The organism is Stenotrophomonas sp. 1278 (genome assembly GCF_029892765.1).
Taxonomy (GTDB): Bacteria; Pseudomonadota; Gammaproteobacteria; order Xanthomonadales; family Xanthomonadaceae; genus Stenotrophomonas; species Stenotrophomonas indicatrix.
In genome coordinates this window covers 223,363-243,846 of the sequence record NZ_JARXWD010000001.1, presented here as the reverse complement: position 1 = coordinate 243,846, position 20,484 = coordinate 223,363, and the positions used below count along the sequence as shown (strand labels likewise).

The following is a 20,484-nucleotide window of genomic DNA, read 5'->3' as shown; positions in this document are numbered from 1 at the left end:
TCATCAAACCATTGACATCAATGATGATGGTCATCATCATTGATCTAGACCCCTCCTCCGTAGACGAGCCCACCCTCCCATGTCCGACGCCACGCTTTTCCAGCCCTATCCCCTCGGCCCGCTGACGCTGGCCAACCGCATCGTGATGGCACCGCTGACGCGCAACCGCGCCGGCCAGGGCCTGGTGCCCAGTCCGCTGGCGAGCACCTACTACGCCCAGCGCGCATCAGCCGGCCTGATCATCACCGAAGCCACCCAGGTCTCGGCGCAGGCGCAGGGCTACCAGGACACCCCGGGGCTGTACACGCAGGACCAGATCGACGGCTGGCGCACCGTCACCGATGCGGTGCACGCACGCGGCGGGCACATCTTCGTGCAGCTGTGGCACGTCGGCCGCATCTCGCACGTCGACCTGCAGCCCGGCAACGCCGCGCCGGTTTCCGCCTCGGCCCTCCGCGCGCAGACCAAGACCTTCGTCAACAATGGTTTTGTCGATGTGTCCGAGCCGCGCGCCCTGGACATCGACGAGCTGCCCGCCATCGTCGACGATTTCCGCCAAGCCGCTGCCAACGCCATCGCAGCGGGTTTTGACGGCGTGGAGATCCACGGCGCCAACGGCTACCTGCTCGAACAGTTCATCAAGGACGGGGCCAACCAGCGCACCGACGCGTATGGCGGCTCGGTCGAGAACCGTGCCCGCCTCCTGCTTGAGGTGACCGCTGCGGTGGCGCGCGAAATCGGCGCTGACCGCACCGGCGTGCGCATTTCGCCGGTGTCGCCGGCCAATGCCATTTCCACCGTCAGCGATCCGCAGCCCCAGTACGACTACATCGTCGATCAACTCAGCGCGCTGGGCATTGTCTACCTGCATGTGGTCGAGGGCGCCACGGGTGGCCCGCGCGATGTGGCACCGTTCGACTTCGGTGGGCTGCGCCGTCGCTTCAACGGCACCTACCTGGCCAACAACGGCTACGACCTGCAGCTGGCCAGCGCCCGTGTATCCGAAGGCAAGGCCGATCTGGTCGCCTTCGGTCGCCCGTTCATCAGCAACCCCGATCTGGTCGAGCGCCTCAAGCGCGGCGCAGCGCTGGCGGCACTGAACCCGGCCACGCTGTATGGCGGTGGCGCCGAAGGCTACACCGACTACCCCACCCTGGCTGAAGCGCACGCGCAGTAACGCGGCCGCCCGCATCCGACACGTCCCCCGTCCAGAGAAGCCCATCATGTCCGTCCTCCCTTCCGTCCTCATCACCGGCGCTTCCAGCGGCATCGGTGCCACCTATGCCGACCGCTTCGCGCGGCGCGGGCATGACCTCGTCCTGGTCGCGCGTGACAGCGCCCGACTGGAAGCACTCGCCGCGCGACTGCGCCAAGAGACCGGCGTGGCGGTGGACATACTGCCGGCCGATCTCACCCAGGCTGACGCGCTGGCCACGGTCGAGGCACGGCTGCGCGACGATGCGCGCATCGGAATCCTCATCAACAATGCCGGTATCGCCCAGTCCGGCGACTTCCTCGCACAGTCGGCCGACGCCATCGAACGCCTGGTCACCCTGAACACCACCGCGCTCACGCGCCTGGCCGCCGCTATTGCGCCGCGGCTGGTCGGTGCCGGCAACGGCGCGATCGTCAACATCGGATCGGTGGTTGGCCTTGCACCGGAGTTCGGCATGTCCGTGTACGGCGCGAGCAAGGCGTACGTACTGTTCCTGTCGCAGGGCCTGAGCCAGGAACTGGCCCCGAAGGGCGTCCATGTGCAGGCGGTGCTGCCCGCTGCCACGCGCACCGAGATCTGGGAACGCGCCGGTATCGACATCACCACGCTTGCTGAAGTGATGGACGTGGGCGAACTGGTCGATGCAGCGCTGGTCGGCTTCGATCGTCGCGAAACGGTGACCATTCCGCCGCTGCACGTGGCCGAACGCTGGGACACGCTGGATGGCGCACGTCAGGCCCTGCTCGGCGACATCCGCCAGGCGCACGCCGCAGAGCGCTACCGCACCGGCGCCTGAGGCCGGCCTCCGTTGCATCCACCCGGCCCCATCACTGCAGGAACCGTCCGCCATGAAAGCCTTCATCATTGACCGCTACAGCAGCAAGGACGTCGGCCGCATCGCCGACGTGCCCGAGCCGCATGTGGGCGACGACGATGTCCTGATCCGGGTTCATGCCGCAGGCGTGAATGCACTGGACAGCAAGATCAGGCACGGCGAGTTCAAACAGATCCTGCCCTATCGCTTTCCGTTGATCCTGGGCAACGATGTGGCCGGGACGGTGGTGCGGGTCGGCGATCGCGCAGGCCGGTTCAAGCCGGGCGACCCGGTGTATGCCCGCCCGGACGATGATCGCATCGGCGGATTTGCCGAGTACATCGCGGTCAAGGCCTCTTCGGTAGCACCAATACCGAAGAACCTTGGCATGGTCGAGGCGGCCGCCCTGCCACTTGTGGCACTGACCGCCTGGCAGGTGCTGGTCGAAACCGCAGCACTGAAGAAGGGACAGCGGGTCTTCATCCAGGCCGGCTCCGGTGGCGTCGGCACGATTGCGATCCAGCTTGCCAAACACCTGGGTGCCTTCGTCGCCACCACCACCAGCACGGCCAACGTTGCCTGGGTGAAGGCACTGGGTGCGGACGTCGTCATCGATTACCGGCAGCAGGACTTCGCTGCCGTGCTGCGTGACTACGACGTGGTCCTCAACAGCCTCGGCAGCGACGAACTCGATCGATCCCTCGGCATCCTCAAGCCCGGCGGTCACCTGATTTCCATTTCCGGGCCACCCACGCCGGCATTCGGTGCGGCAAGAGGATTGGCCTGGCCGCTTCGGCAGGTGCTGCGCCTGTTGAGCCTTCGCATCCGCCGCAAGGCCGCGCGCAGGAACATCCGGTACAGCTTCGTGTTCATGCGTGCTGATGGGCAACAGCTGGAACAGGTCACGGCACTGGTCGAATCAGGCGCCCTGCGCCCGGTGGTGGACACGGTCTTTCCCTTCGAGGAAACCGGCAGAGCATTGGCCTACATGGACGGCGGCCGCGCCAAGGGCAAGGTGGTGGTGCAGATGGTGCACACACAGCACGTGCAGCCCTGAGGAGGCAGCATCGGGCCCGCTGCTTTCAACAGCACCGAAGCCCTCGCCCATTGCTGCTCCGCGCCTTCACCGCGGTGGCGCTGCAGGAATCGACGGAGCCGGCGTTTTGGGCGCGGTCGTGCCGGCGGCCGCATATTCACGCGCCTTGACGCGGAACGGGGCGATGCATCCGGCAAGGCTGATGCAGATGGAAAGAGAAAGTGCGATCAAAGCCAGAGTCTTCATCGAGGTGCCAGGTTGCGGGGGGTGTGTTTGCAGCGCCATGGTCAGGTGCTCGAGGCTGCAAGTCCATCTCCATCTGCCAACACTGGCCCGTACCATCAGGACCCATATCCTCCTCTGCCCGACGCCTGTATCCGGGCAGCACCGATCGCGCCCTTACCCGCCTCTGGGCGCGTGCTAGGCTGGCCCGGCAGAACCTGCGCACGATATCCCCGCTGCACTCCCCTCCGGGCCGACTTCGATGAAGAACCCTCGCCTGCCTGCCTCCCAGCCGAACAGTGCATTGGGCAGTCCGTCGCCCGACCTGTTCGTCGCCCTGCGGGATCTGCTGCTCACCTACAAGGCCGATCTTCTGGTGGTACACGATGATGCTGGTCACTTCTACGCCAATTGCAGGAACGCAGACGCCAAGGGCAAGGCGCAGTTCTTCGGCGCGGTGAAGGCATCGGGCCGCAGGCATTCATTCCACTTCATGCCCGTCTACACCTTTCCCGAGCTTCTGGTGGGCATCAGCCCGGCCCCTGAAGAAGCATATGCAAGGAAAGTCCTGCTTCAACTTCGATGCCTGGGACCCGGCTCTTCTGCGTGAGCTGCAGATGCTGATCGAACAGGGCGCGTCCCGCTACAGGACGGCCGGCAAGCTTTGAGTGCAACACGCGGTCCGCAGGTGTCTTCTGGTGTCCTCAGCTGGATCTGACAGGATGGCAGGAGGCCCCGCACGCTGCAGCACGGCACAACACGTAGTGTCAGATACAGGCCCAGGCCAGCCATCCGCCCAGTGGCAACACGGCCAGCAGGGCGAGCACGCCAAGGCAGCCGCCGTTGCTGTTGCTGGTGGTGGATGTGAAATCGCTCCGAGCGTCGCCGCTTCTCCGCTCGGACGGCGGCTGTGACTGCAGCCACTGGCGATGGCAGGCCTGACAGAAGAACCGGGTCTTGCCATTGCGGCAGGCGTTGCTGGTGCGATCGTTGTGGTGAGCGGCGCTGCCGCAGCGACCGCACTTGAAGATCCGCGAAGGTGGCTGTCGCTTCTTGTTGAACAGGGCCAGCACTACCACCAGCGCGATGGCGGCTGCCGCTGTGCCGATCAGCGTTTCCGGCCCCATCGAATACTCCATGCGTCATGAATGCGAACAGCGTAACCAACGCAAGCAGGCACCCGCAACGACGGGCGCCCGCTTGCAACTCAATGCAACGGCACCTTCAGCACCGATGGTGCGGACGCGGGCGAACTGAAGGTCACCGCCCCGCCCAACTGGCTGATGCCTGCATAGCGCAGGTCCACCGTATCGACCACCAGCGTCAGCCGGCTGCCCGCCGGAATGTTCCAGCTGCTCGCTTCCAGGCGCAGATCGAGGGTGGTCGCCTGGCCGGGCGCAACGCCTCGCAGGGTGTAGGGCTTGTGGCTGATCAGCTGGCCATTGCCCAGCACATCTTCCGCGTACAGATAGGCATACAGCGTGGTGTTGGCGCGGCTGGGGGTAACGGTCACCCGTACTTCCGGCGCGCCGTCCAGGCGGCGTGCGTTCCAGTACACCGGCCCCTGCCAGACGCCGGCGGCGTTGCGCCCGATGAAGGGCACGTACGCACCCGGCGGCAGGTTGATCATCTGCAGCGAGCCGGACACCATCGCCACGCCGGAATTGGCGGCGGTAGCCAGGCCACTGCCGATGCGGTAGTTCCAGCCATTGCTGCGCCCGTTCTCAGCCAGGCCGCCAGTGGGCAGAAGCATGCCGCCGGGTGCGGTCAACGCGTAGCTGACCGCACCACTGTTGGTCGCCTGCCAGTTCGGGTAGCTGCTCCAGCTGCCCTTCTGCGACTTCAGCTGCACCGCCGGCTCGCGGTCGATGCCGTTGGTCACGCCCTTGAGGTAATGGTCGAACCAGTCACCCGCCGAGTCGTAGACCTCGTTGGGAATGCCCAGTGCGCCCAAGGCCTCGTTGAGGGCATGGTCGCCGTGGCGCAGTTGCAGCTGCTTGGGGCCTTTCAGCTGGTTGAAGAAGTCCACCAGCTGACCCGGCGGGAACAGGCTGTCGTTGAAGGCGTTGGCCAGGAACACGGCCGGCTGGTTGGCGTTGATCTCGCTGATGCTCGCAGCGGGGCTGCGGATGGCGGCCACGGGCAGCAGCGATTCCACTGCACCCTGGTAGTTGCCGACCACCACGTTGCGGTTGATCGTGGCCAGCTCTGCCCCGGGTCGGCCGGTGACCAGGCCGGCGGCCACCAGCAGCGCGATTCCCTGTGCGCTGGGGGTGTCGTTGGCGTACAGCGACGCCTGCAGGTCGGCCCATCCGCTGAGGGCGGCCACCGCCTTGATGCGGGGATCGCGTGCCGCCGCCAGCAGGCTGGTGCCGGCGCCGTAGGAGATGCCCGAGACGCCGATCCGCGCCGGGTCGGCCTGGGTGTTGTCCAGCGCCCAGTCGATCAATGCGCTGACATCCTCGACCGTGGCCGGCCCGGCGATATCGATGGCCCCGCCGGACTCCCAGAAGCCGCGCGAGCTGTAGCTGAGGACCACATAGCCGCGCTTGGCCAGGGACTGTGCCACCCCTACGTATTCCACGCTGGGAACGGCCCAGCTGCTGGGCATCACCAGCAGCGGGTACTTGCCGCCACCTGCGTCCTGGGGTTCGATGACAAAGACCCCGAGGGGCGTGCCATCCCAACTGGGAAGGGTGCGGTGGGTGGTCTTGACCGTGGCAGCCCAGGCGGTGGGCGCCAGTCCGGTCAGCAGGATCAACAGCAGCAATACCTTGCGCATCGTCGTCTCTCCCCGTCGTTGGTGGTGCAACGGGCAGGACCGTACCAGTGCGAATGGTGGCTTACACCTTGCGTTGCAGCATGGGGCGCACGTTCGGCACCCCATGCTGCGGGCCCTGAACCGCCTACAGCGTCGCCTGCGCCTGCAGGGTGAACACCCAGCTGTCAGGCCGGCTGGCATAGGCGCCGGGCCGTGCCACGTACTGCACCGCCGGCCGCAGCACCAGCCACGGGGCGACCTGCACGCCGTAGTTCAGCTCGACGAACTGCTCGTTGCTCTGCACATCCTTTCCGGTCAGCTGCTGATGGCGGGCGAGCCGGTCGGAGATGTCCAGCCGGTTCCAGGCCAGGCTGAGCACATCATCCTCGCGCGACGCGATCACGCCGCGCCAGCTCACGCCCGCTTCCCACGAGTAGCGCATCAGCCCTGTTTTTGCGTCGGCACGGGTAGCCACGCCGAACACCGAAATGCCGCGCACCGTGTCACCCTCGGGCTTCCACACCCGCTGTGCGGCCTGCACGTACGAACCGCTGCGATGCGAAGCGCGAGGTGCCGTCGGGTCACCGATATCATCGGCGTTGGAGGTATCCAGGTAGTAACCGATCTTGTAAGTGCCGCCGTAGTCCTCTCCGGACTTGCCATGGCTGTAGCCCAGCTCGACTGGCAGGAACAGGCCGGTCTTTCCCCTCGTCGATACACGGAAGCCGCTGTTGGCCTGCTTGCGCGTTGGATTGACGTCGTAGATGCCGGTCTGCGCGTACCAGCCTGAAGGATCGTTCCACTTTGCCCGCAGGCCCCATTGGCCTGTCGGATTGTCCAGCCAGCCAGAACTGTAGATCGGGCCCAGCGGATGCCCGCACTGGCCGTTGTTGTTGAAGTTGCAGGTGTAAGGCAAGCCACCGAAGTCGTTGCCCATCGAGTAGAAGCCACCCTTCAGGCTCAACCGCTTGTCCAGCAGCAAACGCTCGTAGGAGAGCTCGTTGAAACGCAGGTTCTGGCCCTGGCCATAGAAGGCCTGGTTCTGGATGTAGGAACCGGTGGATCGTTCGTTGATGGCGTTGCCAAAGCGATCGGAGAACACCACGCGCAAGGTGCCGTCGAAGCCGAATGCCTTGCCGGTGTCGATCGTCGCGCCCAGGTCGATGTGCTCGGCGGTGGACCAGCCACTGCCCTTGTAACCATCGCTGTTGACGCCGCTGCCGATCACGATGCGTGCGCTGGGGGTAACGCCGTGGTCCTGCAGCCAGAGGCGCGCTGCCCAATCCGCGCTCAGCGGCGTCTGCGCGACGCTGTCGACCGATTTGGGCTTGGCGGTGGCACTTGATTCGGCAGCCGACACCGACCCGTTGACGATGAAGGCAAGCAGCCCGATGCCGGTCAAGGATACGAAATTCATGCGGCCGCCCTCCGCGCCTTTCGGGTCTTCCAGGCGCGTCGCACCAGCAGCACGATGCCTACCAACGCCAGCACGGCAAGGATGAGCATCGGCAGCCACAAGCGTGCAATCTTCGCCAGAAGTGGCTTCTCGCCGCCGGCACGGGTCAGCGCAACCTGCGCCTCGGTGACCTGGTCACCCGGCCCGAACTGCGTGCGCACGTAGGTCGCAACCGCTGCGATATCGGCGTCACTCAGGTCCTGTACGAACGAGCCTTTCGAGAAGTGCGGCATCAACGCGTGTTCGCCGTGCACATCGCGGTCAATGCCGCCGATGATGGTGGCGATCAGGTTCTGCGGGCGGGTCATGCCGACGGTGGTGTTGTGCACCAGGGAGGGGTAGTACCCGTCCCTGCTGCCCTCGCCGCGCGAACCGTGGCAGCTTGCACACAGGCCCGAATACAGCACACCGCCCGAGGCCAATGCAGCACTCGTTCCGCGTACCGGCTGCTCACCCGGCGCCGTGGCGGCGTCTCCCCACGCGAAGGCGGCCCGCGTGGCATCAGGGTCGGCCACGGCCGGCACCGTGCGCAGGTACGCAACGATGGCGGCGATGTCCTCGTCCTGCAGCTTGGACAGGCTGTTGCTCACCGCTTCGGCCATGCCGCCGCCGGCCTGCGCCTTACCGGCGACGCGGCCGGTCTTCAGGTACTGGGCCAGCTCGGCATCGCTCCAACCCCCGATACCGCTGGTGGGGTGGGAGGTGATGTTGGGGGCGTACCAGTCACCCAGCGATCCGCCGGCGAAGGCCTTGCCGTCCACCTCCTGCATCATCAGCCCGCGCGGACTGTGGCAGCTGGAGCAGTGCGCCAGACCCTCCACCAGATAGGCGCCGCGATTCCACTGCGCGCTCCTGCCCGCATCGGGGGTGAACGTTTCCTTGTCCAGGAACATCAGGTTCCACACCGCCATGGACTGGCGGATGCTGAAGGGGAACGGCAGCTCGGTCGCGTGAGCTTCCTCATCGACCGGCGCCACCTCCTTCATGAAGTAGGTATACAGCGCGTGGATGTCCTCGTCGGTCAGCTTGGCATAGGAGGTATAGGGCATCGCCGGATACAGATGGGCGCCGTCCTTGCGCACGCCTTCGCGTACCGCCTTGGCAAAATCATCTTCGCTGTAGAGGCCGATGCCATGGCTTCTGGAGGGCGTGATGTTGCTTGCCCATATCTCACCCAGCGGCGAGGCAATCGCGTAGCCGCCTGCGTAGGGTTTGCCCTGCTTGGGGCTGGTGTGGCATGCCACGCAGTCCGCAGCGACCGAGAGGTAGCGCCCACGTTCGGCAACCTCGTCTGCGCGCGCGGATTGGCTGGCTGCAGCCAGCATCATCAGCAGAAGCGAGCAGAAGGTCTTCATGCGGCACGCTCGATGGCATCTGCTGCCTTCAGCGCAAGCGCGGCCATGGTCAAGGTGCTGTTGACCACGCTGGCCGACACCATCGGGCCGCCGCCCGGGAGCCACAGGTTGGGATGATCGTGTGCGCGGCAATCGCCATCGACCACCGAATCTCGCGGATCCGCGCCCATGATGGTCGAGCCCATGATGTGGTTGTTGGCGTTGAGCGCCGTGGTGATGACGAATTCCTCGGCGTTGAACAGCGAGCCGATGTGACGCAACTGCTTGCAGGACTCGTCATAGCCCTTGCGGGCGTAGTCGCCCAGCGAGTAATGGATATCCGGGCAGGCCAGGCCGTGGCCATCCACTCGCGACTTGGACAGCGTCAGGCGATTGCTGGGATCCGGCAAGGGTTCCAGGCTGATCGAAAGATCCACGCCGAAGACCGCACGGCGGCGGATCTCCGCATCCAGCGCGTCGCCGACCAGGCCTTTCTTCAGCGCTTGGTCGGTGGCGATCGCCACCCGGCTGATGTTGTTGAGGATGATCTTGGTGGCCGAGTACTGCGAGCGGAAGGCGCCGTCGCGCGGGCCGACCATGCAGCTGGACTGCGCCGGTCCACGGCCCAGCCAGATCGGCCTGTCGGCAATGAACGAGCAGTGGAAACCGGAATGGTCGAGCATGTTGCGCCCGACCTGGTCGGAACTGTTGGCGATGCCGTTCGGGTTCTGCTCATTGGCGGCAAGCAGCAGCAGACGCGGCGTCTCCAGTGCGTTGCACGCAATCACGAAACTGCGGCCGGTGGCCTTGTGGCTGACCTTGTTGTTGTCATACCAGTGGATGGCCGTGACCCGGTTCTGCGCGTCGGTATCGATCTTGTAGGCCACTGCTTCGGCCAGCACCTGCGCACCCAGTTTCTCGGCCGCTTCGATGGTATGGATGCCGTTGTACATCGCGCCGATCGGGCAGATCGGCTGGCAGTTGTTGTTGCCGCAGCAGGCGGGCCGGTCGTTCCAGGGCGTGACCATGCGACCCTGCGGAATGGGCACCAGGTTGTAGCCGTGTGGATTGACCACCTCGGCGAACACCTTGTCACCGTTGCCCCAGGGAATCATGTCGGCGAGGTAGGGCCTGGATCGCTCGGAGGGGCTCTGCTTGGCCGGATCATTCGGCCCGGAGACGCCCATCGCCTCCTCGGCGCGGCAGTAATAAGGCTCGATGTCGTCGTAGCTGATCGGCCAGTCGCGCCCCACCCCGTAGGTGCTCTGCATCCTGAAGTCCACCGGCAGGTGGCGCCAGCAGGAGGCGGCCCAGTGCCAGGTGGTGCCACCCACGGCCTTGATGAAGCCCTGATGGAAGCTGCTGGCGTCGGGGCCGGTCAGGCCCACGTAGTCATTGGCCGGAAAGTACAGCGGCGCGGTGGCAAGCGGTGACTGCGGATACGGCCCTTGGAAATCACTGCCGATGCGCCGTTCGAAGCTGACGTTGCGCCAGTTTTCGACCACGTCGGAACGATGCAGGCGGGGGCCCGCCTCCAGCACAAGAACCGATTTTCCGGCACGAACCAACTGGTGGGCGATCAATGCGCCGACGACGCCCGAACCGACGATCACAACATCGGCATCGGCGTCGCCATCACGGAAAACCGGAGCTTTCATGAGGGGAATCCATAACAATTACGGGAAAAGAGCTGGGAGCGCAGGCTCAGCCGTGCGCGCGTACCGCCGCCGGCGGTTCGGCCGTCCACCATGCGGGACCGCCTTGTGCGTAGGTGGGCGGGAACAGGCCATCGTCCACCGGGCGCTGCATCAGCGCATCGCGATAGGAAACGGTGATGGCCTGCGGCCCCTTGCCTACGCTACCGGTGTACCAGGCAGTGATGATGGCCAGCGCTGTCGGCCGTGCATCGCCAACAGCCGCCAGCAGTGCTTCAGCGCCGTGCACCTGTTGCGCCTTGGCCGCGAGTGCGGGGAACTGGGCGTGCATGTCGGGATGCAGCTTGGCGAAGGCGGCTTCGATGCGCCCGGCGGTTGCCGGATCAAGGTCGGACTTCCCGGTCAGTGCCTGGGAGAGCTGCAGAAAGCGCCCGTCCGTCCGTTTCGCCGGCGTGGCACCGGCATGGGTTGCTGGCGCCTTGCCGTTGCAGGCAAGCAGCAGCGAAGCGGAGCCAACGGCCAGCAGGAAGGTTCTGCGCGTCAGGCCTTGCCCACTCCCTTCCAATCCCTCGGGAACACTCATGATGTGGACTCCTGATGCGTCACTTCTTCGGCTGCCCCTGACCGCGACGCGGGGGGCACCTACGCCGGCAACTTTAACGCACCTGAACGTCGTCGCGGAGTGAGCAGGAAGAGCCGCAGCGCGGCGAAGCGCCCTTCTTCCCGGCACCAGCAGAGGCAGATTTCAGCCGGTGCGCTGCCGCCCCCGTCACGCCCGCACAACGCGCTCAACGCTAGAAACAAGGGGTTTCCTACTCTGGAGAGTGGCCATGCGGGTACTGCTGCTGTGTGCCGTGGCGACGATGGCATTGTCGGCCTGCAACCAAGGCGAACCGACCGATAAGGCACAACATGCCGATGCGGTTCGGCAAACCCCGCCAGCGGCCAGCGCGCCGGCGCGCAACGTGCCCGGCGGCGGCAGCGGCACCGCCGCCTCCGAAGACCAGGCCTCGGGGCCAGAGGCCGAACGCGGGAAAGAAGCCGCGCCGCCGCCGCCCAAGCGCTAGGCGCGGCCAACAGCGAAGCCCCCGATGCGGGGGCGCCCGCGGAACAAGCGATCTACTCGGCCCGTTCAAGCACGATGCGGACGAACGGTATCCAGTCATCGCCGACCCGATGCTCCCATTCCCCGGTCAGCAACTGCCGGTCGCTGCTGATCACGCCGTCGAACCGCTGGGACTGGCCCTGGATGGTGTACCTGCCGCCATCAAGTCGTGAAGTGAAATCGCTGGTGCCACCATCAGCGTCGTAGCTGCGGCTGAAGAAACCACCGGCTTCAACATCGACGCCGATGATTTCCGTGGAGCGCACACGCTGCCCGTCCATCATCGCGTCGACCTCATGCGCCAGGAAGTGACCATTGGGCATCCACGTGTAAACGTCCGATGCGAACGACACCCCGCCCGTGCTGCCGTCGGGTTGCAGCGCGATGAGGGTGGTCTCCCACGCTCCGGCAACAACGTCCAGCCGGCGGTGGTGTCCGCTGTGGAAAGTTGCTTGTGTCATGGCGACTCCGTACTGGGTGAGGCGGTATAGGGTTCAACCAGGGCGCGCAGCAGCTCCATGCCCGTGGCAGTAGTGGTGGGCGCAGCGGTGCCTTCGCGCTGGACGAAACCGGTCCAGTCCGCGCCGGCCACCCGTCTCAGCTCCGTCGGTTCCACCGGCAGCCAATGCATGGGCCAGAAAGGCAGGCGTCTCTGCCCCACCCTGCCGCGCTGCAGTTCGATCAGGCCGCTGTGGCTGCTGGCACCCAGCACCCGGGAATATGCCACCTGCAGGCCATCGTCCGGGCCTTCCATGTATTGCACAAAGCGCGCGCCATCGAACAGCAATACGCCAGTGACGCCGGCATCACGGTTGAAACGTGCTGCGTCATCCACGATTCCGCACAGCCTGCCCCCGGTCTGGCCCAGCCGGCTGGCAGCAATATCCGCTGCCGCCTCGCTGGTATATACAACGGCTCTGATGGGCACGTTCGACCTCCCTGCAGTGGGCTCCCAACCGTAGCAGAAGGCCGGTTGAGGCAGCACAGCAGGCGCAGCCTGAAACAGAACAATTCAGTGAAATGTGAAAACGAACCCGAAAAGGATTCACGCCATGCACTGCTGCCCCATGGCATGAAACAGGTCCGCCTGCGAGATCGACTTCATGCCTGACACCGGACTCTTCTACGTCTTTTCAGTGGACTTCGCGACCGATGCGCGAGGCTGCATCGATCAGGTCACCGCTATCGCCTTCCGCTGCAACCAGTGCCACCACGTGTCCCGCGCCGACGCGGAGCTCAAGCGGATGACGGGGGGCACGCTGCTGACCTGCGGAAGGTGCGGGTCGCACCAGGCCGTCAGCAACGCGCGCCTGGTGGACGGCGAACATCTGGCGGCAACCGGCCAATCTGCAGCAGCGACCGACCAACGCTGAGCGTGGTTCCGACGCGCGCCCAGTGCCCGGCGTGAGGGGAATGCATGCATCTGCGCGCTCGATGCGCATCCGCCGTTCACTGCATCTACCCCGCACCCCAACACTGGCCGGGATAGCCTCGTCGCTCCTTCCCTGCTGGAGCGCACCATGGCCATCAAGACCGCTGAAGACCTTTTCATCCACGAACTGTCCGACATCTACAGTGCCGAGAAGCAGCTGACCAAGGCCCTGCCGCGCCTCGCCCGGGCCGCAGAGAACCCCGCACTTGCCGCCGCGTTCGAGACACACCTTGAGGAGACCCAGGGCCAGATCGAGCGCATCGACCAGGTGGTGGAGGTGCTGGGCATCCGCCTGAAGCGGATCAAGTGCGCGGCGATGGAAGGCCTGGTGGAAGAAGGCAAGGAAGTCATCGAGAGCATTGAAAAGGGCCCGGTGCGCGATGCAGCACTGATTGGCGGCGCGCAGAAAGTCGAGCATTACGAAATCGCTTCCTACGGCACCATCGCCGCGCTGGCCAAGCAGCTCGGATACAAGGACGCTGTGCCGTTGCTGCTGGAAACGCTGGAAGAGGAAAAGGCCACGGACGAGAAGCTGACCCTGCTGGCCAAGAGCGGCGGCAACGCCAAGGCCGCCCAGGCCGCGTGATCGCAGGTGCACCGCAGATCAGCCTACGCGTCGCTCCCTCAAGGGGGGGCGGCGCGCTTCTGCGCGAGGATAACGTATGCATCCTGATCTACTTGGATGGACCGCCACAGCCGTACTGATGGCCACGCTGGTCCGGCAGATGGTCAAGCAATGGCACTCGCCTCACCCGGAAACCGTCTCGAAGTGGCTTTTCATCGGGCAGATGACCGCGTCTACGCTGTTCACGATCTACAGCGCGCTGCTGGGTGCCACCGTGTTCGTGGTCACCAACCTGCTGTTGCTGGCAACCGCGCTGATCGGACAGCTGCTGGCGTGGCGCCGCAGGCGTGCGACGGCTTCGAGCTCATATGGAAGGACGCCTTGATTGTTGACGTTGCGTCTACACCGGCTTGATGCGGGTACTCACGCGTTCACGTTTACCGTTGTCGTGCCCCCGCACGAAGCGGTGCAATCAATGAGGAAATGTCATGCAGCGCGATCAGAAAGACCTGCCCCATCCGGATGACGACACGGCTGCGGTGCCTGCTGCCAGCGCTGGACAGGCCAAGGCCCACAACAGTGCCAATCATGATCAGGCGTTGACGGAGACGTTCCCGGCCAGCGATCCGATCTCTCCCTTCGTCGCCGCCGCCACGCCGGATGAGCAGGCGCAACGGCTTGGCAAGCGCGTGACGCCCGCTCGGCAGGACAAGGGTGAGGGGGACGACGGAGCTGGCCAGTGATCGGGCCTGCGCTCCCGCCGAGGGGGCCGGGCAGCCCGCGCCCGTCAGGCGGCTCCGGCGCGTTGGTCCGTGGTGCCGAAGACGAACAGGCAGTGGAGGCCTGACACCTCGGAGCCCGCCATGGAACAGCCCACCGCCCTGCTCATCATCGATCTTTTCAGCCTGTTCGACTTTCCACAGGGGCGGCAACTGGCTCCGTACGCCGTACGTGCAGCCCAGCGCACCGCCCGCCTGCGTGCTGCATTCGACGCGCACCGCTGGCCGGTGATCTACGCCAATGACAATTTCGGCAACTGGCAGCGCGACTTCCCGCAGCTGGTCGAGGCCTGCCGGCAGAAGGGCGGAGCCTCGGCGCAGATCGTCGAGTACCTTGCCCCCAGCGAGGAACACTACTTCATCCTCAAGCCGAAGCACTCCGCCTTCCTCGCCACGCCACTGCCGGTGCTGCTGTCCGAGCTCGGCACCCGGCGATTGGTGCTGGCCGGCATGGCACTGGACGCGTGCGTGCTGGCCACTGCCATCGATGCCAACTCGCGCGAGTACGCGACGGTGGTCGCCCGGGAAGCGGTCGCCGCCCTGCCGGACCGCCGCCAGCCGGCCCTGCAGACACTGCAGCGATCGGGCGCCGTCGAAGTACTCAGCAACCGCCAGATCATCGCTTCGCTGTCATCCACGTCCTCATATCAACGCACGGGCCTGGCACCACCGCGCTGAACCGGGCCTCTCGCCAGCGTGCGCTTCTTCGCCGGCGGCCGCGGCATCCCAGCGCGATAATCGACCTGGCATACCGGGCAGAAGAAGGTGCGCCGATGCGTGGTGCCCATGTAGACCTTGCTGACCGGACCACCACAACGGGGGCATGTCCGCCGGGTGTGCACCTGCCAGTGCTTTTTCAGCTCGAACCCGCGCTTCCAGCGCAGGAAGTCGAAACTGTATTCGCGGGCCTGCTTGACCAGGTCGGCAAGCTTGCGCGGCGGAAGATCACCAACAGGGTTGGCCGGGTGGACCCGGATGCGGAACAGCACCTCGTTCTTGATGATGTTGCCCACGCCGGAGAACAGCGTCTGGTCCAGCAGGGCATCGCAGACCAGGACATCGGGCATCGACTTCAGGCGACGGCGGGCAAGCCGGGGGTCCCACAGGTCGCTCATCACGTCGGCGCGCCAGTCGTAGACCTCGTCCAACGGCTGATCGATCAGCTTCACCGAGCAGGTGTAGAAGTTCAGTTCGCCGTTGTCAAAGCGCAGCGATATCCGCGCTGGCGTCTCCTTGCGTTCGTCGATGCGTCAGCTGCCGAACATCATCAGGTGGATGCGCAGACTGACGTGGCTGAACTCCAGCAGGAAATGCTTCCCCCAGCTGCGCACGGCCCGCACCCGGCGTCCCTCCAGGCAGGCCAGGTCGAGCGTGCTGTTGCCACTGACGCCACGGACGGTCTTTCCCTTGAACCTGGCGGCGGCCTCGCGCAGCAGCACGATGGAAGGACCTTCAGGCATTGGCGTGCTCCAGCATCGACTGCAGTTGCAGTGCATTGGGCACGGCGTGGCCGTGCGCCATGTTGTCAAGGATGATCCACGCCTCCCCCGCCTGGGCGGCCTCTACTGCGGCGGCCACCAGACTGCAGAGCTGCGGTTGCTGGTAGGCGCTGTAGTACATGCGCGGCTGCCCGTGCCACCGCCAGTAGCTCCAGTGCCTGGCTCCGCCCGGCTGATCAGCCCCTGCAACCCGGGCGGGATCGGCCGCGACCCGGGCAATGCCGTGGTCATCCAGCAGCGCGTCGGCCTTGTCGTCGAACCAACTCGGGTGGCGTGGTTCGCAGGCGACCCGCACGGCGCTGCGCCGGCGCAGCGCCCGGAAGAAGGCCGAGGCCGTGCGGCCATCGTAGGCCAGGCTCGGCGGCAGCTGCAGCAACAGGGCGCCCAACCGATCACCCAGATGCGCCGCCGCGTGCAGGAACGTGTCGAGCAACGGCGCAGCACCGCGCAGGCGCGCGTCATGGGAAATGGCCTGCGGCATCTTCACCGAGAAACGGAAACCGTGCGGCACGCTGGCCGCCCAGCGCGCATACGTGGCGGGCTGATGTGGTCTGTAGAACGACGAATTGATCTCCACGATCGGAAAGCGCGATGCATAGCGCTGCAGCGCACTGTCTCCCGCAGCAAACGCATGGGCGATGTCCGTGGGCAGCGACCACCCTGCGCAGCCCACGGCGACCGGGTGGCCCGGTCGCGGATGACGGAGTTCACGTGCCATGGCGCTACGGTGGCGACAGGCTCGTAGCAACATGGTGAACACACGTTGGCTGCGGCGTGAAGCCTGTGCCGCCGGGCGTGGCGGGCCTGCAGCCGTCAGGTTGCCGTGTATCGGCCATCGCTGCTCAGAGGCTGGCGTTGACCATGGCGCCTGCCGGTTGCTGTGGCATCGGCATGGAATGCCCGTTGCGCGGTGCAACGCGTTCGTGGGTGGCGGCCAGGACCTGGTTGACCCGATGGAGCGTGCCACGTCCACCGGGCTCGATACCGATGATGTAGACGAAGCGGCCGTCGCAGCGCGACTGCGCCGATTCAAGCCCCTCGGTTTCAGAAATCACGCGCTTCAGTGCCTTCTCCCAGGCCCTGCCGGGGGGCGATGACAGTTCCACCACCACTGCGGTTTCCCCGCAGTCCAGCGGCATCACGTCCACGCGCAGAATGCGCGGCGCCCGGTTGGTCTCGGTGCTACCCATTTCCAGTCCTCCTCGGCCAATGACGGCGGAAGTATCCACGTCCGGCGCCAAGGCGTCGTCAAGAATGGATGGCCGTTGCGTGCAGGCCTCGACCGCCTTCGCGACGTGCTGCTGGAGGCGAGCTCCTTCGCCCTGCTCTGCCCAGCGACAAAGCGGTCTGTGGAGAGCGGCCACGCCACTAACAGGTCTTCTTTTCATGCATGGGCACCCTGATCTGACAGGAGCCCAGTGCTTGCGCGCAGTCACACCTTCGCACTTTGGTCGTTGACCTGTTGACGCCAAAAAATGACGCTAACGACACCGCGATAGCTTTCCTGACGCCAGTGCGCGGTCGAGATCCCAGGCAATACCGGCTACGGCCGGGTCGCATCCCCAATACCTGTCACCGCATCGTCCTTCACACGGAATGGCCTGGCCTGCCGTGGTGGACGGCTGCGCCTTGCCCATATCCATGGAGATCCGCAATGCGCCTTGCCACGTTCTTCCTTGCCCTTGTTTTCAGCACTTTTGCCGGGGCCGCACATGCCCAGGTCGTGACCCTCAACAAGGGTGGGTTCGTATTGACCTATGACTGCAGCATCCACAGCGCGACCCGGTACGAATACACGTTGGTGGCTGACACCGGCTCGGCGGCCCGCCCGTCCAGCTTCTACAAGGACCCGGACCTGCCGGCAGGCTGCCTCGGCCAGACCAGCACCGCCTCCTATGCCAGCGTGCGGTCCGGCTATGACCGGGGACATCTGGTGACGTCCAATCACATGGACTACGACGCTACTTACATCCGCCGCGCCAACTACATGACCAACATCGTGCCGCAGGTGTCCAGCTTCAACCAGGGCATCTGGGTGAAGGCCGAGAACGTGGCCGAGTGCTACCGGGACATCGCCCCGGTCGACGTCTATGGCGGCGTTGTCTATGGCGATGCGTCCAATGACCATTTCCTGGCCAGCCATGGCATTCCGACCCCGGAATTCTTCTGGAAGACGATCATCACCAAGGATCCAAACACCGGCACCGCCAAGGCCATCAGCTGGATCATTCCCAATGAAACGGGTCTGGGCAGCCTGGACAGTTATCTGGTCACCATCGCGGATCTGGAAGAGCTGCTGGGTGCCAGCTACGTGGCGATCAACGCGCCGGCGTCGCTGAAGAACATGCTGCCCAGCGCCAGCTGGCCGCTGCCGAGCGGATGCGATCTGAGCTGAGCGCCGGATGGCCCGGCAGAGCCTTCTCCGCCGGGCCTGCGCTGCGTGAGGACCCTGCCTGATCTGCCTCTGCGCCCCGCGTCAGGGTGCGACGCCGGCGCGCGCGGCATCCGGCCTGCGGCGGTAATGCAACGCAAACAGATACAACCCGGTGAACAGCTGCAGGAACAACGGCGGCAGCGGCGAGTAGGTGAGCCAGTCCGGTGGTTCGCCCTGCCCCATCCAGCGCGCCACGAAGTTGGCGATCACTGTCAGGGTGAAGACGATAGACGTCCAGCGGTGCACCGGACGCGCCCAGCTGCCGGCCCTCACTGCGGCGTCCTCGCGGCAGTCTTCGCAGGGCGCTCGATCATCTTCCAGCCATTGCCGGACGGATCACGGAATCCGGCATCCACTGCACCATAGCGCTCCACCGGCTCCTGGGTGAATTCCACCCCACGTGCCAGCAGCCGCTCGTAGCTGGCGCGGCAATCGTCCACCGCCAGCACCAGCGGCGGCATCGCACCCTTGGCCACCATCTGCTGCAGGGTCAGCGCAGTGGCCGCATCGTGTACCGGCGGCCCCGGTTTGAACAGGCCAAGCTGGAAACCGCCCTCGCCGCCCGAATGCACCGTGAGCCAGCGATAGTCGCCGTTGCCGACATCGGTATGCACCTGGAAGCCGAGTGCGTTGACGTAGAAATCGAGTGCCGCATCCTGGTCGTGCACATACAGGCCGACCACATTCACCATGCCAGTCATAGGATCCTCCCTCAGGTGGGATCTACGCTAACAAGGCCGGTGCGGCGGCGCTTCTCCAAAACTGCGATCTTCAGGTCCGGGCGCCGTGCGGCACGCGCATGGCACTCCGGCACCGGGCCCTGCGCCGGGGCAGCGGTCCGCTCGCTGTCGCGGAGGGCGCCGGGGCTGTCGCCGGTGATGTCACGAAAGATGCGGCCAAAGGTGCCCAGGCTGGTCCACCCGGTCTGCAGTGCGATCTCGGTGATCGGCAGGTCGGTATCGCGCAGCAGGGCGACAGCGCGCTCGATGCGGCGGCTGAGCAGATAGCGGTGCGGCGGCACCCCGAAGGCGTCCTTGAAGGAGCGCGCGAAATGGGCCACGGAAACCGCACTGATCCCGGCCAGCCGCGCCACCGGCCAGTCTTCATGGCTGGCCCGGTCCATGTGGTCTTTTGCACGCAGCAGGCGGCGCAGCAGTTCCGGGCTCTGGGTCATGGCGTGGCCACCCTGCGCAGCAAGGATCGTGCAGCATGCCGGGCCGCCGCTGCCTCGGTGCACAGCCACTCACGGAAGTGCGCGACTTTCGGTGCGTTGCTGCGTCCTGCCGGACTGGCAAACCAGAAGCTGCGGCCATCGCTGGCCACGCCTTCGTGAGCCTGCACCAGGCGGCCCGCATCCAGCTCGGCCTTGAACAGGATCGGCGAGCCGATGGCGATGCCTTGGCCGGCGATCGCTGCGGCTACGTCCAGATGCTCGGCAGCGAAGTTGGTGGCGAAGCGCTCCGCCCCGGGTGCCGGTGTCTGCGCGAATGCCTGGAACCATAGCGCCCACCAGTCCGGACGCCCCAGCAATGGCACATCCGGCAGCCGCGCGCCGCCCAGGCCGGTGGCGGCTTCAAGCAGCGCGGGCGCGCACAGTGGCGTGAACACGCTGGGGAACAGCTCCACGGCGTGCAGCCCCGGCCAGTCGCCGTGACCGTTGCGGATGGCCGCATCGAAGCGCCCGCCTGCCAGGTCCTGCGACTCCGCCGACAGATCAAGCTCCAGCACCTGTTGCGGATGCCGGGCGCGGAAGCCACCCAGCCGCGGCGTCAGCCAACTCGTGCCCAACGTAGGCAGTGCGGTCAGGCGCAGGCGGGTGGCATCCATGTCGGCGGCGCGCATGAAACTGGCACGCAGGGCATCGAAGGCGCGGGTAGCCTCCTTTGCGACGCTGGCACCGGCCTCGGTCAGTTCGACGTGCTGGGCGTGGCGCAGGAACAGTCGTGCACCGGTCTGCTCTTCCAGGCGCCGGACGTGATAGCTGACCGATGCCGCCGTGGTGTCCAGTTCTTCCGCGGCCCGCGCAAAGCTGCCCAGCCGCGCCGCGGCCTCGAAGGCACGGATGGCAACGAGCGACGGCAGGTGGCGGTGGGCGACCATAAGTGTGGCTTAGCCTGAGCCTCGATATCCGCGTAGTCAATCCCCCATACGACGCCGAAGATGAGGCCTCGGACAA

26 protein-coding genes and 1 pseudogene are annotated in these 20,484 nt (G+C 65.7%); 11 read left to right on the top strand and 16 right to left on the bottom strand.

Going from position 1 to position 20,484, the window contains the following annotated elements; all coding sequences use genetic code 11:
- Positions 1-79: 79 nt before the first annotated feature.
- From M2299_RS01160 to M2299_RS01150, 3 genes are read left to right on the top strand one after another with little or no spacing between them, the layout of a single operon-like run.
- Complete coding sequence (locus tag M2299_RS01160; RefSeq protein ID WP_280883689.1) at positions 80-1,177, top strand: alkene reductase; 1,098 nt, start codon at positions 80-82, stop codon at positions 1,175-1,177.
- 46 nt (positions 1,178-1,223) lie between these two features.
- Positions 1,224-2,012, top strand: coding sequence for an SDR family oxidoreductase (locus M2299_RS01155; protein ID WP_025874510.1), 789 nt, complete (start codon positions 1,224-1,226; stop codon positions 2,010-2,012).
- A gap of 52 nt (positions 2,013-2,064) precedes the next feature.
- On the top strand, positions 2,065-3,087 hold the full coding sequence (locus M2299_RS01150) for an NADP-dependent oxidoreductase (RefSeq protein WP_080148734.1): 1,023 nt from the start codon (positions 2,065-2,067) through the stop codon (positions 3,085-3,087).
- A 66-nt stretch (positions 3,088-3,153) separates the two neighbouring features.
- Here the strand turns inward: M2299_RS01150 and M2299_RS01145 are convergent, their stop codons facing one another.
- Entirely contained in the window at positions 3,154-3,312 is a 159-nt protein-coding gene (locus tag M2299_RS01145; RefSeq protein ID WP_154231483.1) for a hypothetical protein, read from the bottom strand.
- Positions 3,313-3,550: 238 nt separating this feature from the next.
- Between M2299_RS01145 and M2299_RS01140 the strand changes: the two genes are divergently transcribed.
- Positions 3,551-3,898, top strand: a complete 348-nt coding sequence (locus M2299_RS01140) for a hypothetical protein (RefSeq protein ID WP_280883688.1) — start codon at positions 3,551-3,553, stop codon at positions 3,896-3,898.
- Positions 3,899-4,055: 157 nt separating this feature from the next.
- On the opposite strand, the gene M2299_RS01135 is transcribed toward M2299_RS01140, so the two are convergent.
- From M2299_RS01135 to M2299_RS01110, 6 genes are all read right to left on the bottom strand, one after another.
- A complete protein-coding gene (locus tag M2299_RS01135; RefSeq protein WP_280883687.1) occupies positions 4,056-4,415 on the bottom strand; it encodes a hypothetical protein in 360 nt (119 codons plus the stop codon).
- An 80-nt stretch (positions 4,416-4,495) separates the two neighbouring features.
- Positions 4,496-6,070 carry a CocE/NonD family hydrolase gene (locus tag M2299_RS01130; protein WP_280883686.1) on the bottom strand — a complete coding sequence of 525 codons (1,575 nt, stop codon included), beginning with the start codon at positions 6,068-6,070 and terminating at the stop codon, positions 4,496-4,498.
- A 124-nt stretch (positions 6,071-6,194) separates the two neighbouring features.
- Complete coding sequence (locus tag M2299_RS01125; RefSeq protein WP_280883685.1) at positions 6,195-7,466, bottom strand: carbohydrate porin; 1,272 nt, start codon at positions 7,464-7,466, stop codon at positions 6,195-6,197.
- Positions 7,463-8,860, bottom strand: coding sequence for a cytochrome c (locus tag M2299_RS01120; RefSeq protein WP_280883684.1), 1,398 nt, complete (start codon positions 8,858-8,860; stop codon positions 7,463-7,465). Before M2299_RS01120 ends, M2299_RS01125 begins: the two co-directional genes overlap by 4 nt.
- Positions 8,857-10,497 (bottom strand): GMC family oxidoreductase, encoded by a 1,641-nt coding sequence (locus M2299_RS01115; RefSeq protein WP_099842530.1) that lies wholly within the window; start codon positions 10,495-10,497, stop codon positions 8,857-8,859. The genes M2299_RS01120 and M2299_RS01115 overlap by 4 nt, the downstream gene beginning before the upstream one ends.
- A gap of 46 nt (positions 10,498-10,543) precedes the next feature.
- Complete coding sequence (locus M2299_RS01110; protein WP_099842531.1) at positions 10,544-11,077, bottom strand: sugar dehydrogenase complex small subunit; 534 nt, start codon at positions 11,075-11,077, stop codon at positions 10,544-10,546.
- Positions 11,078-11,324: 247 nt separating this feature from the next.
- On the opposite strand from M2299_RS01110, the gene M2299_RS01105 reads away from it, so the two are divergent.
- Positions 11,325-11,561 (top strand): hypothetical protein, encoded by a 237-nt coding sequence (locus tag M2299_RS01105; RefSeq protein ID WP_059064236.1) that lies wholly within the window; start codon positions 11,325-11,327, stop codon positions 11,559-11,561.
- Between the two features lie 52 nt (positions 11,562-11,613).
- Here M2299_RS01105 and M2299_RS01100 read toward each other — a convergent pair whose 3' ends face one another.
- On the bottom strand, positions 11,614-12,060 hold the full coding sequence (locus tag M2299_RS01100; protein ID WP_280883683.1) for a hypothetical protein: 447 nt from the start codon (positions 12,058-12,060) through the stop codon (positions 11,614-11,616).
- Positions 12,057-12,527, bottom strand: a complete 471-nt coding sequence (locus tag M2299_RS01095) for a BLUF domain-containing protein (protein WP_025874500.1) — start codon at positions 12,525-12,527, stop codon at positions 12,057-12,059. Before M2299_RS01095 ends, M2299_RS01100 begins: the two co-directional genes overlap by 4 nt.
- Positions 12,528-12,702: 175 nt before the next feature.
- Between M2299_RS01095 and M2299_RS01090 the strand changes: the two genes are divergently transcribed.
- The 5 genes from M2299_RS01090 to M2299_RS01070 all read left to right on the top strand — a co-directional run bounded on the left by M2299_RS01090 (position 12,703) and on the right by M2299_RS01070 (position 15,053).
- On the top strand, positions 12,703-12,972 hold the full coding sequence (locus tag M2299_RS01090) for a hypothetical protein (RefSeq protein ID WP_099842533.1): 270 nt from the start codon (positions 12,703-12,705) through the stop codon (positions 12,970-12,972).
- Positions 12,973-13,119: 147 nt separating this feature from the next.
- On the top strand, positions 13,120-13,617 hold the full coding sequence (locus M2299_RS01085; protein WP_032974702.1) for a DUF892 family protein: 498 nt from the start codon (positions 13,120-13,122) through the stop codon (positions 13,615-13,617).
- Positions 13,618-13,693: 76 nt separating this feature from the next.
- Positions 13,694-13,981, top strand: coding sequence for a hypothetical protein (locus M2299_RS01080; RefSeq protein ID WP_180831122.1), 288 nt, complete (start codon positions 13,694-13,696; stop codon positions 13,979-13,981).
- 103 nt (positions 13,982-14,084) lie between these two features.
- Positions 14,085-14,339 (top strand): hypothetical protein, encoded by a 255-nt coding sequence (locus M2299_RS01075; protein WP_093818383.1) that lies wholly within the window; start codon positions 14,085-14,087, stop codon positions 14,337-14,339.
- Between the two features lie 120 nt (positions 14,340-14,459).
- Complete coding sequence (locus M2299_RS01070) at positions 14,460-15,053, top strand: isochorismatase family cysteine hydrolase (RefSeq protein WP_280883682.1); 594 nt, start codon at positions 14,460-14,462, stop codon at positions 15,051-15,053.
- Here the strand turns inward: M2299_RS01070 and M2299_RS01065 are convergent.
- The 3 genes and pseudogenes from M2299_RS01065 to M2299_RS01055 all read right to left on the bottom strand — a co-directional run bounded on the left by M2299_RS01065 (position 15,023) and on the right by M2299_RS01055 (position 17,064).
- Positions 15,023-15,835, bottom strand: a pseudogene (locus M2299_RS01065) (DNA-formamidopyrimidine glycosylase family protein). The gene M2299_RS01070 and the pseudogene M2299_RS01065 sit on opposite strands and share 31 nt — an antisense overlap.
- Positions 15,828-16,592, bottom strand: a complete 765-nt coding sequence (locus tag M2299_RS01060; RefSeq protein WP_280883681.1) for a DUF72 domain-containing protein — start codon at positions 16,590-16,592, stop codon at positions 15,828-15,830. Before M2299_RS01060 ends, M2299_RS01065 begins: the two are co-directional and overlap by 8 nt.
- Positions 16,593-16,716: 124 nt before the next feature.
- The gene (locus M2299_RS01055) at positions 16,717-17,064 is read right to left on the bottom strand and encodes a hypothetical protein (RefSeq protein WP_280883680.1); all 348 of its coding nucleotides are present in this window, start codon (positions 17,062-17,064) and stop codon (positions 16,717-16,719) included.
- Positions 17,065-17,528: 464 nt separating this feature from the next.
- Between M2299_RS01055 and M2299_RS01050 the strand changes: the two genes are divergently transcribed.
- The gene (locus M2299_RS01050) at positions 17,529-18,269 is read left to right on the top strand and encodes a DNA/RNA non-specific endonuclease (protein WP_033831157.1); all 741 of its coding nucleotides are present in this window, start codon (positions 17,529-17,531) and stop codon (positions 18,267-18,269) included.
- Between the two features lie 81 nt (positions 18,270-18,350).
- On the opposite strand, the gene M2299_RS01045 is transcribed toward M2299_RS01050, so the two are convergent.
- The 4 genes from M2299_RS01045 to M2299_RS01030 are packed head-to-tail and all read right to left on the bottom strand — an operon-like array spanning position 18,351 to position 20,408.
- Positions 18,351-18,581 (bottom strand): hypothetical protein, encoded by a 231-nt coding sequence (locus tag M2299_RS01045; RefSeq protein ID WP_099842541.1) that lies wholly within the window; start codon positions 18,579-18,581, stop codon positions 18,351-18,353.
- Positions 18,578-19,009, bottom strand: coding sequence for a VOC family protein (locus M2299_RS01040; RefSeq protein WP_032974687.1), 432 nt, complete (start codon positions 19,007-19,009; stop codon positions 18,578-18,580). Before M2299_RS01040 ends, M2299_RS01045 begins: the two co-directional genes overlap by 4 nt.
- Positions 19,010-19,020: 11 nt before the next feature.
- Entirely contained in the window at positions 19,021-19,482 is a 462-nt protein-coding gene (locus M2299_RS01035; RefSeq protein WP_280883679.1) for a helix-turn-helix transcriptional regulator, read from the bottom strand.
- A complete protein-coding gene (locus tag M2299_RS01030) occupies positions 19,479-20,408 on the bottom strand; it encodes a LysR substrate-binding domain-containing protein (RefSeq protein ID WP_280883678.1) in 930 nt (309 codons plus the stop codon). The genes M2299_RS01035 and M2299_RS01030 overlap by 4 nt, the downstream gene beginning before the upstream one ends.
- Between the last annotated feature and the right edge of the window lie 76 nt (positions 20,409-20,484).

Bases quoted from the DNA above. Each gene is read 5' to 3' on its own strand.
- M2299_RS01160 (WP_280883689.1), top strand. From the start codon at position 80: ATGTCCGACGCCACGCTTTTCCAGCCCTATCCCCTCGGCCCGCTGACG.
- M2299_RS01155 (WP_025874510.1), top strand. From the start codon at position 1,224: ATGTCCGTCCTCCCTTCCGTCCTCATCACCGGCGCTTCCAGCGGCATC.
- M2299_RS01150 (WP_080148734.1), top strand. From the start codon at position 2,065: ATGAAAGCCTTCATCATTGACCGCTACAGCAGCAAGGACGTCGGCCGC.
- M2299_RS01145 (WP_154231483.1), bottom strand. From the start codon at position 3,312: ATGAAGACTCTGGCTTTGATCGCACTTTCTCTTTCCATCTGCATCAGC.
- M2299_RS01140 (WP_280883688.1), top strand. From the start codon at position 3,551: ATGAAGAACCCTCGCCTGCCTGCCTCCCAGCCGAACAGTGCATTGGGC.
- M2299_RS01135 (WP_280883687.1), bottom strand. From the start codon at position 4,415: ATGGGGCCGGAAACGCTGATCGGCACAGCGGCAGCCGCCATCGCGCTG.
- M2299_RS01130 (WP_280883686.1), bottom strand. From the start codon at position 6,070: ATGCGCAAGGTATTGCTGCTGTTGATCCTGCTGACCGGACTGGCGCCC.
- M2299_RS01125 (WP_280883685.1), bottom strand. From the start codon at position 7,466: ATGAATTTCGTATCCTTGACCGGCATCGGGCTGCTTGCCTTCATCGTC.
- M2299_RS01120 (WP_280883684.1), bottom strand. From the start codon at position 8,860: ATGAAGACCTTCTGCTCGCTTCTGCTGATGATGCTGGCTGCAGCCAGC.
- M2299_RS01115 (WP_099842530.1), bottom strand. From the start codon at position 10,497: ATGAAAGCTCCGGTTTTCCGTGATGGCGACGCCGATGCCGATGTTGTG.
- M2299_RS01110 (WP_099842531.1), bottom strand. From the start codon at position 11,077: ATGAGTGTTCCCGAGGGATTGGAAGGGAGTGGGCAAGGCCTGACGCGC.
- M2299_RS01105 (WP_059064236.1), top strand. From the start codon at position 11,325: ATGCGGGTACTGCTGCTGTGTGCCGTGGCGACGATGGCATTGTCGGCC.
- M2299_RS01100 (WP_280883683.1), bottom strand. From the start codon at position 12,060: ATGACACAAGCAACTTTCCACAGCGGACACCACCGCCGGCTGGACGTT.
- M2299_RS01090 (WP_099842533.1), top strand. From the start codon at position 12,703: ATGCCTGACACCGGACTCTTCTACGTCTTTTCAGTGGACTTCGCGACC.
- M2299_RS01085 (WP_032974702.1), top strand. From the start codon at position 13,120: ATGGCCATCAAGACCGCTGAAGACCTTTTCATCCACGAACTGTCCGAC.
- M2299_RS01080 (WP_180831122.1), top strand. From the start codon at position 13,694: ATGCATCCTGATCTACTTGGATGGACCGCCACAGCCGTACTGATGGCC.
- M2299_RS01075 (WP_093818383.1), top strand. From the start codon at position 14,085: ATGCAGCGCGATCAGAAAGACCTGCCCCATCCGGATGACGACACGGCT.
- M2299_RS01070 (WP_280883682.1), top strand. From the start codon at position 14,460: ATGGAACAGCCCACCGCCCTGCTCATCATCGATCTTTTCAGCCTGTTC.
- M2299_RS01060 (WP_280883681.1), bottom strand. From the start codon at position 16,592: ATGGCACGTGAACTCCGTCATCCGCGACCGGGCCACCCGGTCGCCGTG.
- M2299_RS01055 (WP_280883680.1), bottom strand. From the start codon at position 17,064: ATGGGTAGCACCGAGACCAACCGGGCGCCGCGCATTCTGCGCGTGGAC.
- M2299_RS01050 (WP_033831157.1), top strand. From the start codon at position 17,529: ATGCGCCTTGCCACGTTCTTCCTTGCCCTTGTTTTCAGCACTTTTGCC.
- M2299_RS01040 (WP_032974687.1), bottom strand. From the start codon at position 19,009: ATGACTGGCATGGTGAATGTGGTCGGCCTGTATGTGCACGACCAGGAT.
- M2299_RS01035 (WP_280883679.1), bottom strand. From the start codon at position 19,482: ATGACCCAGAGCCCGGAACTGCTGCGCCGCCTGCTGCGTGCAAAAGAC.
- M2299_RS01030 (WP_280883678.1), bottom strand. From the start codon at position 20,408: ATGGTCGCCCACCGCCACCTGCCGTCGCTCGTTGCCATCCGTGCCTTC.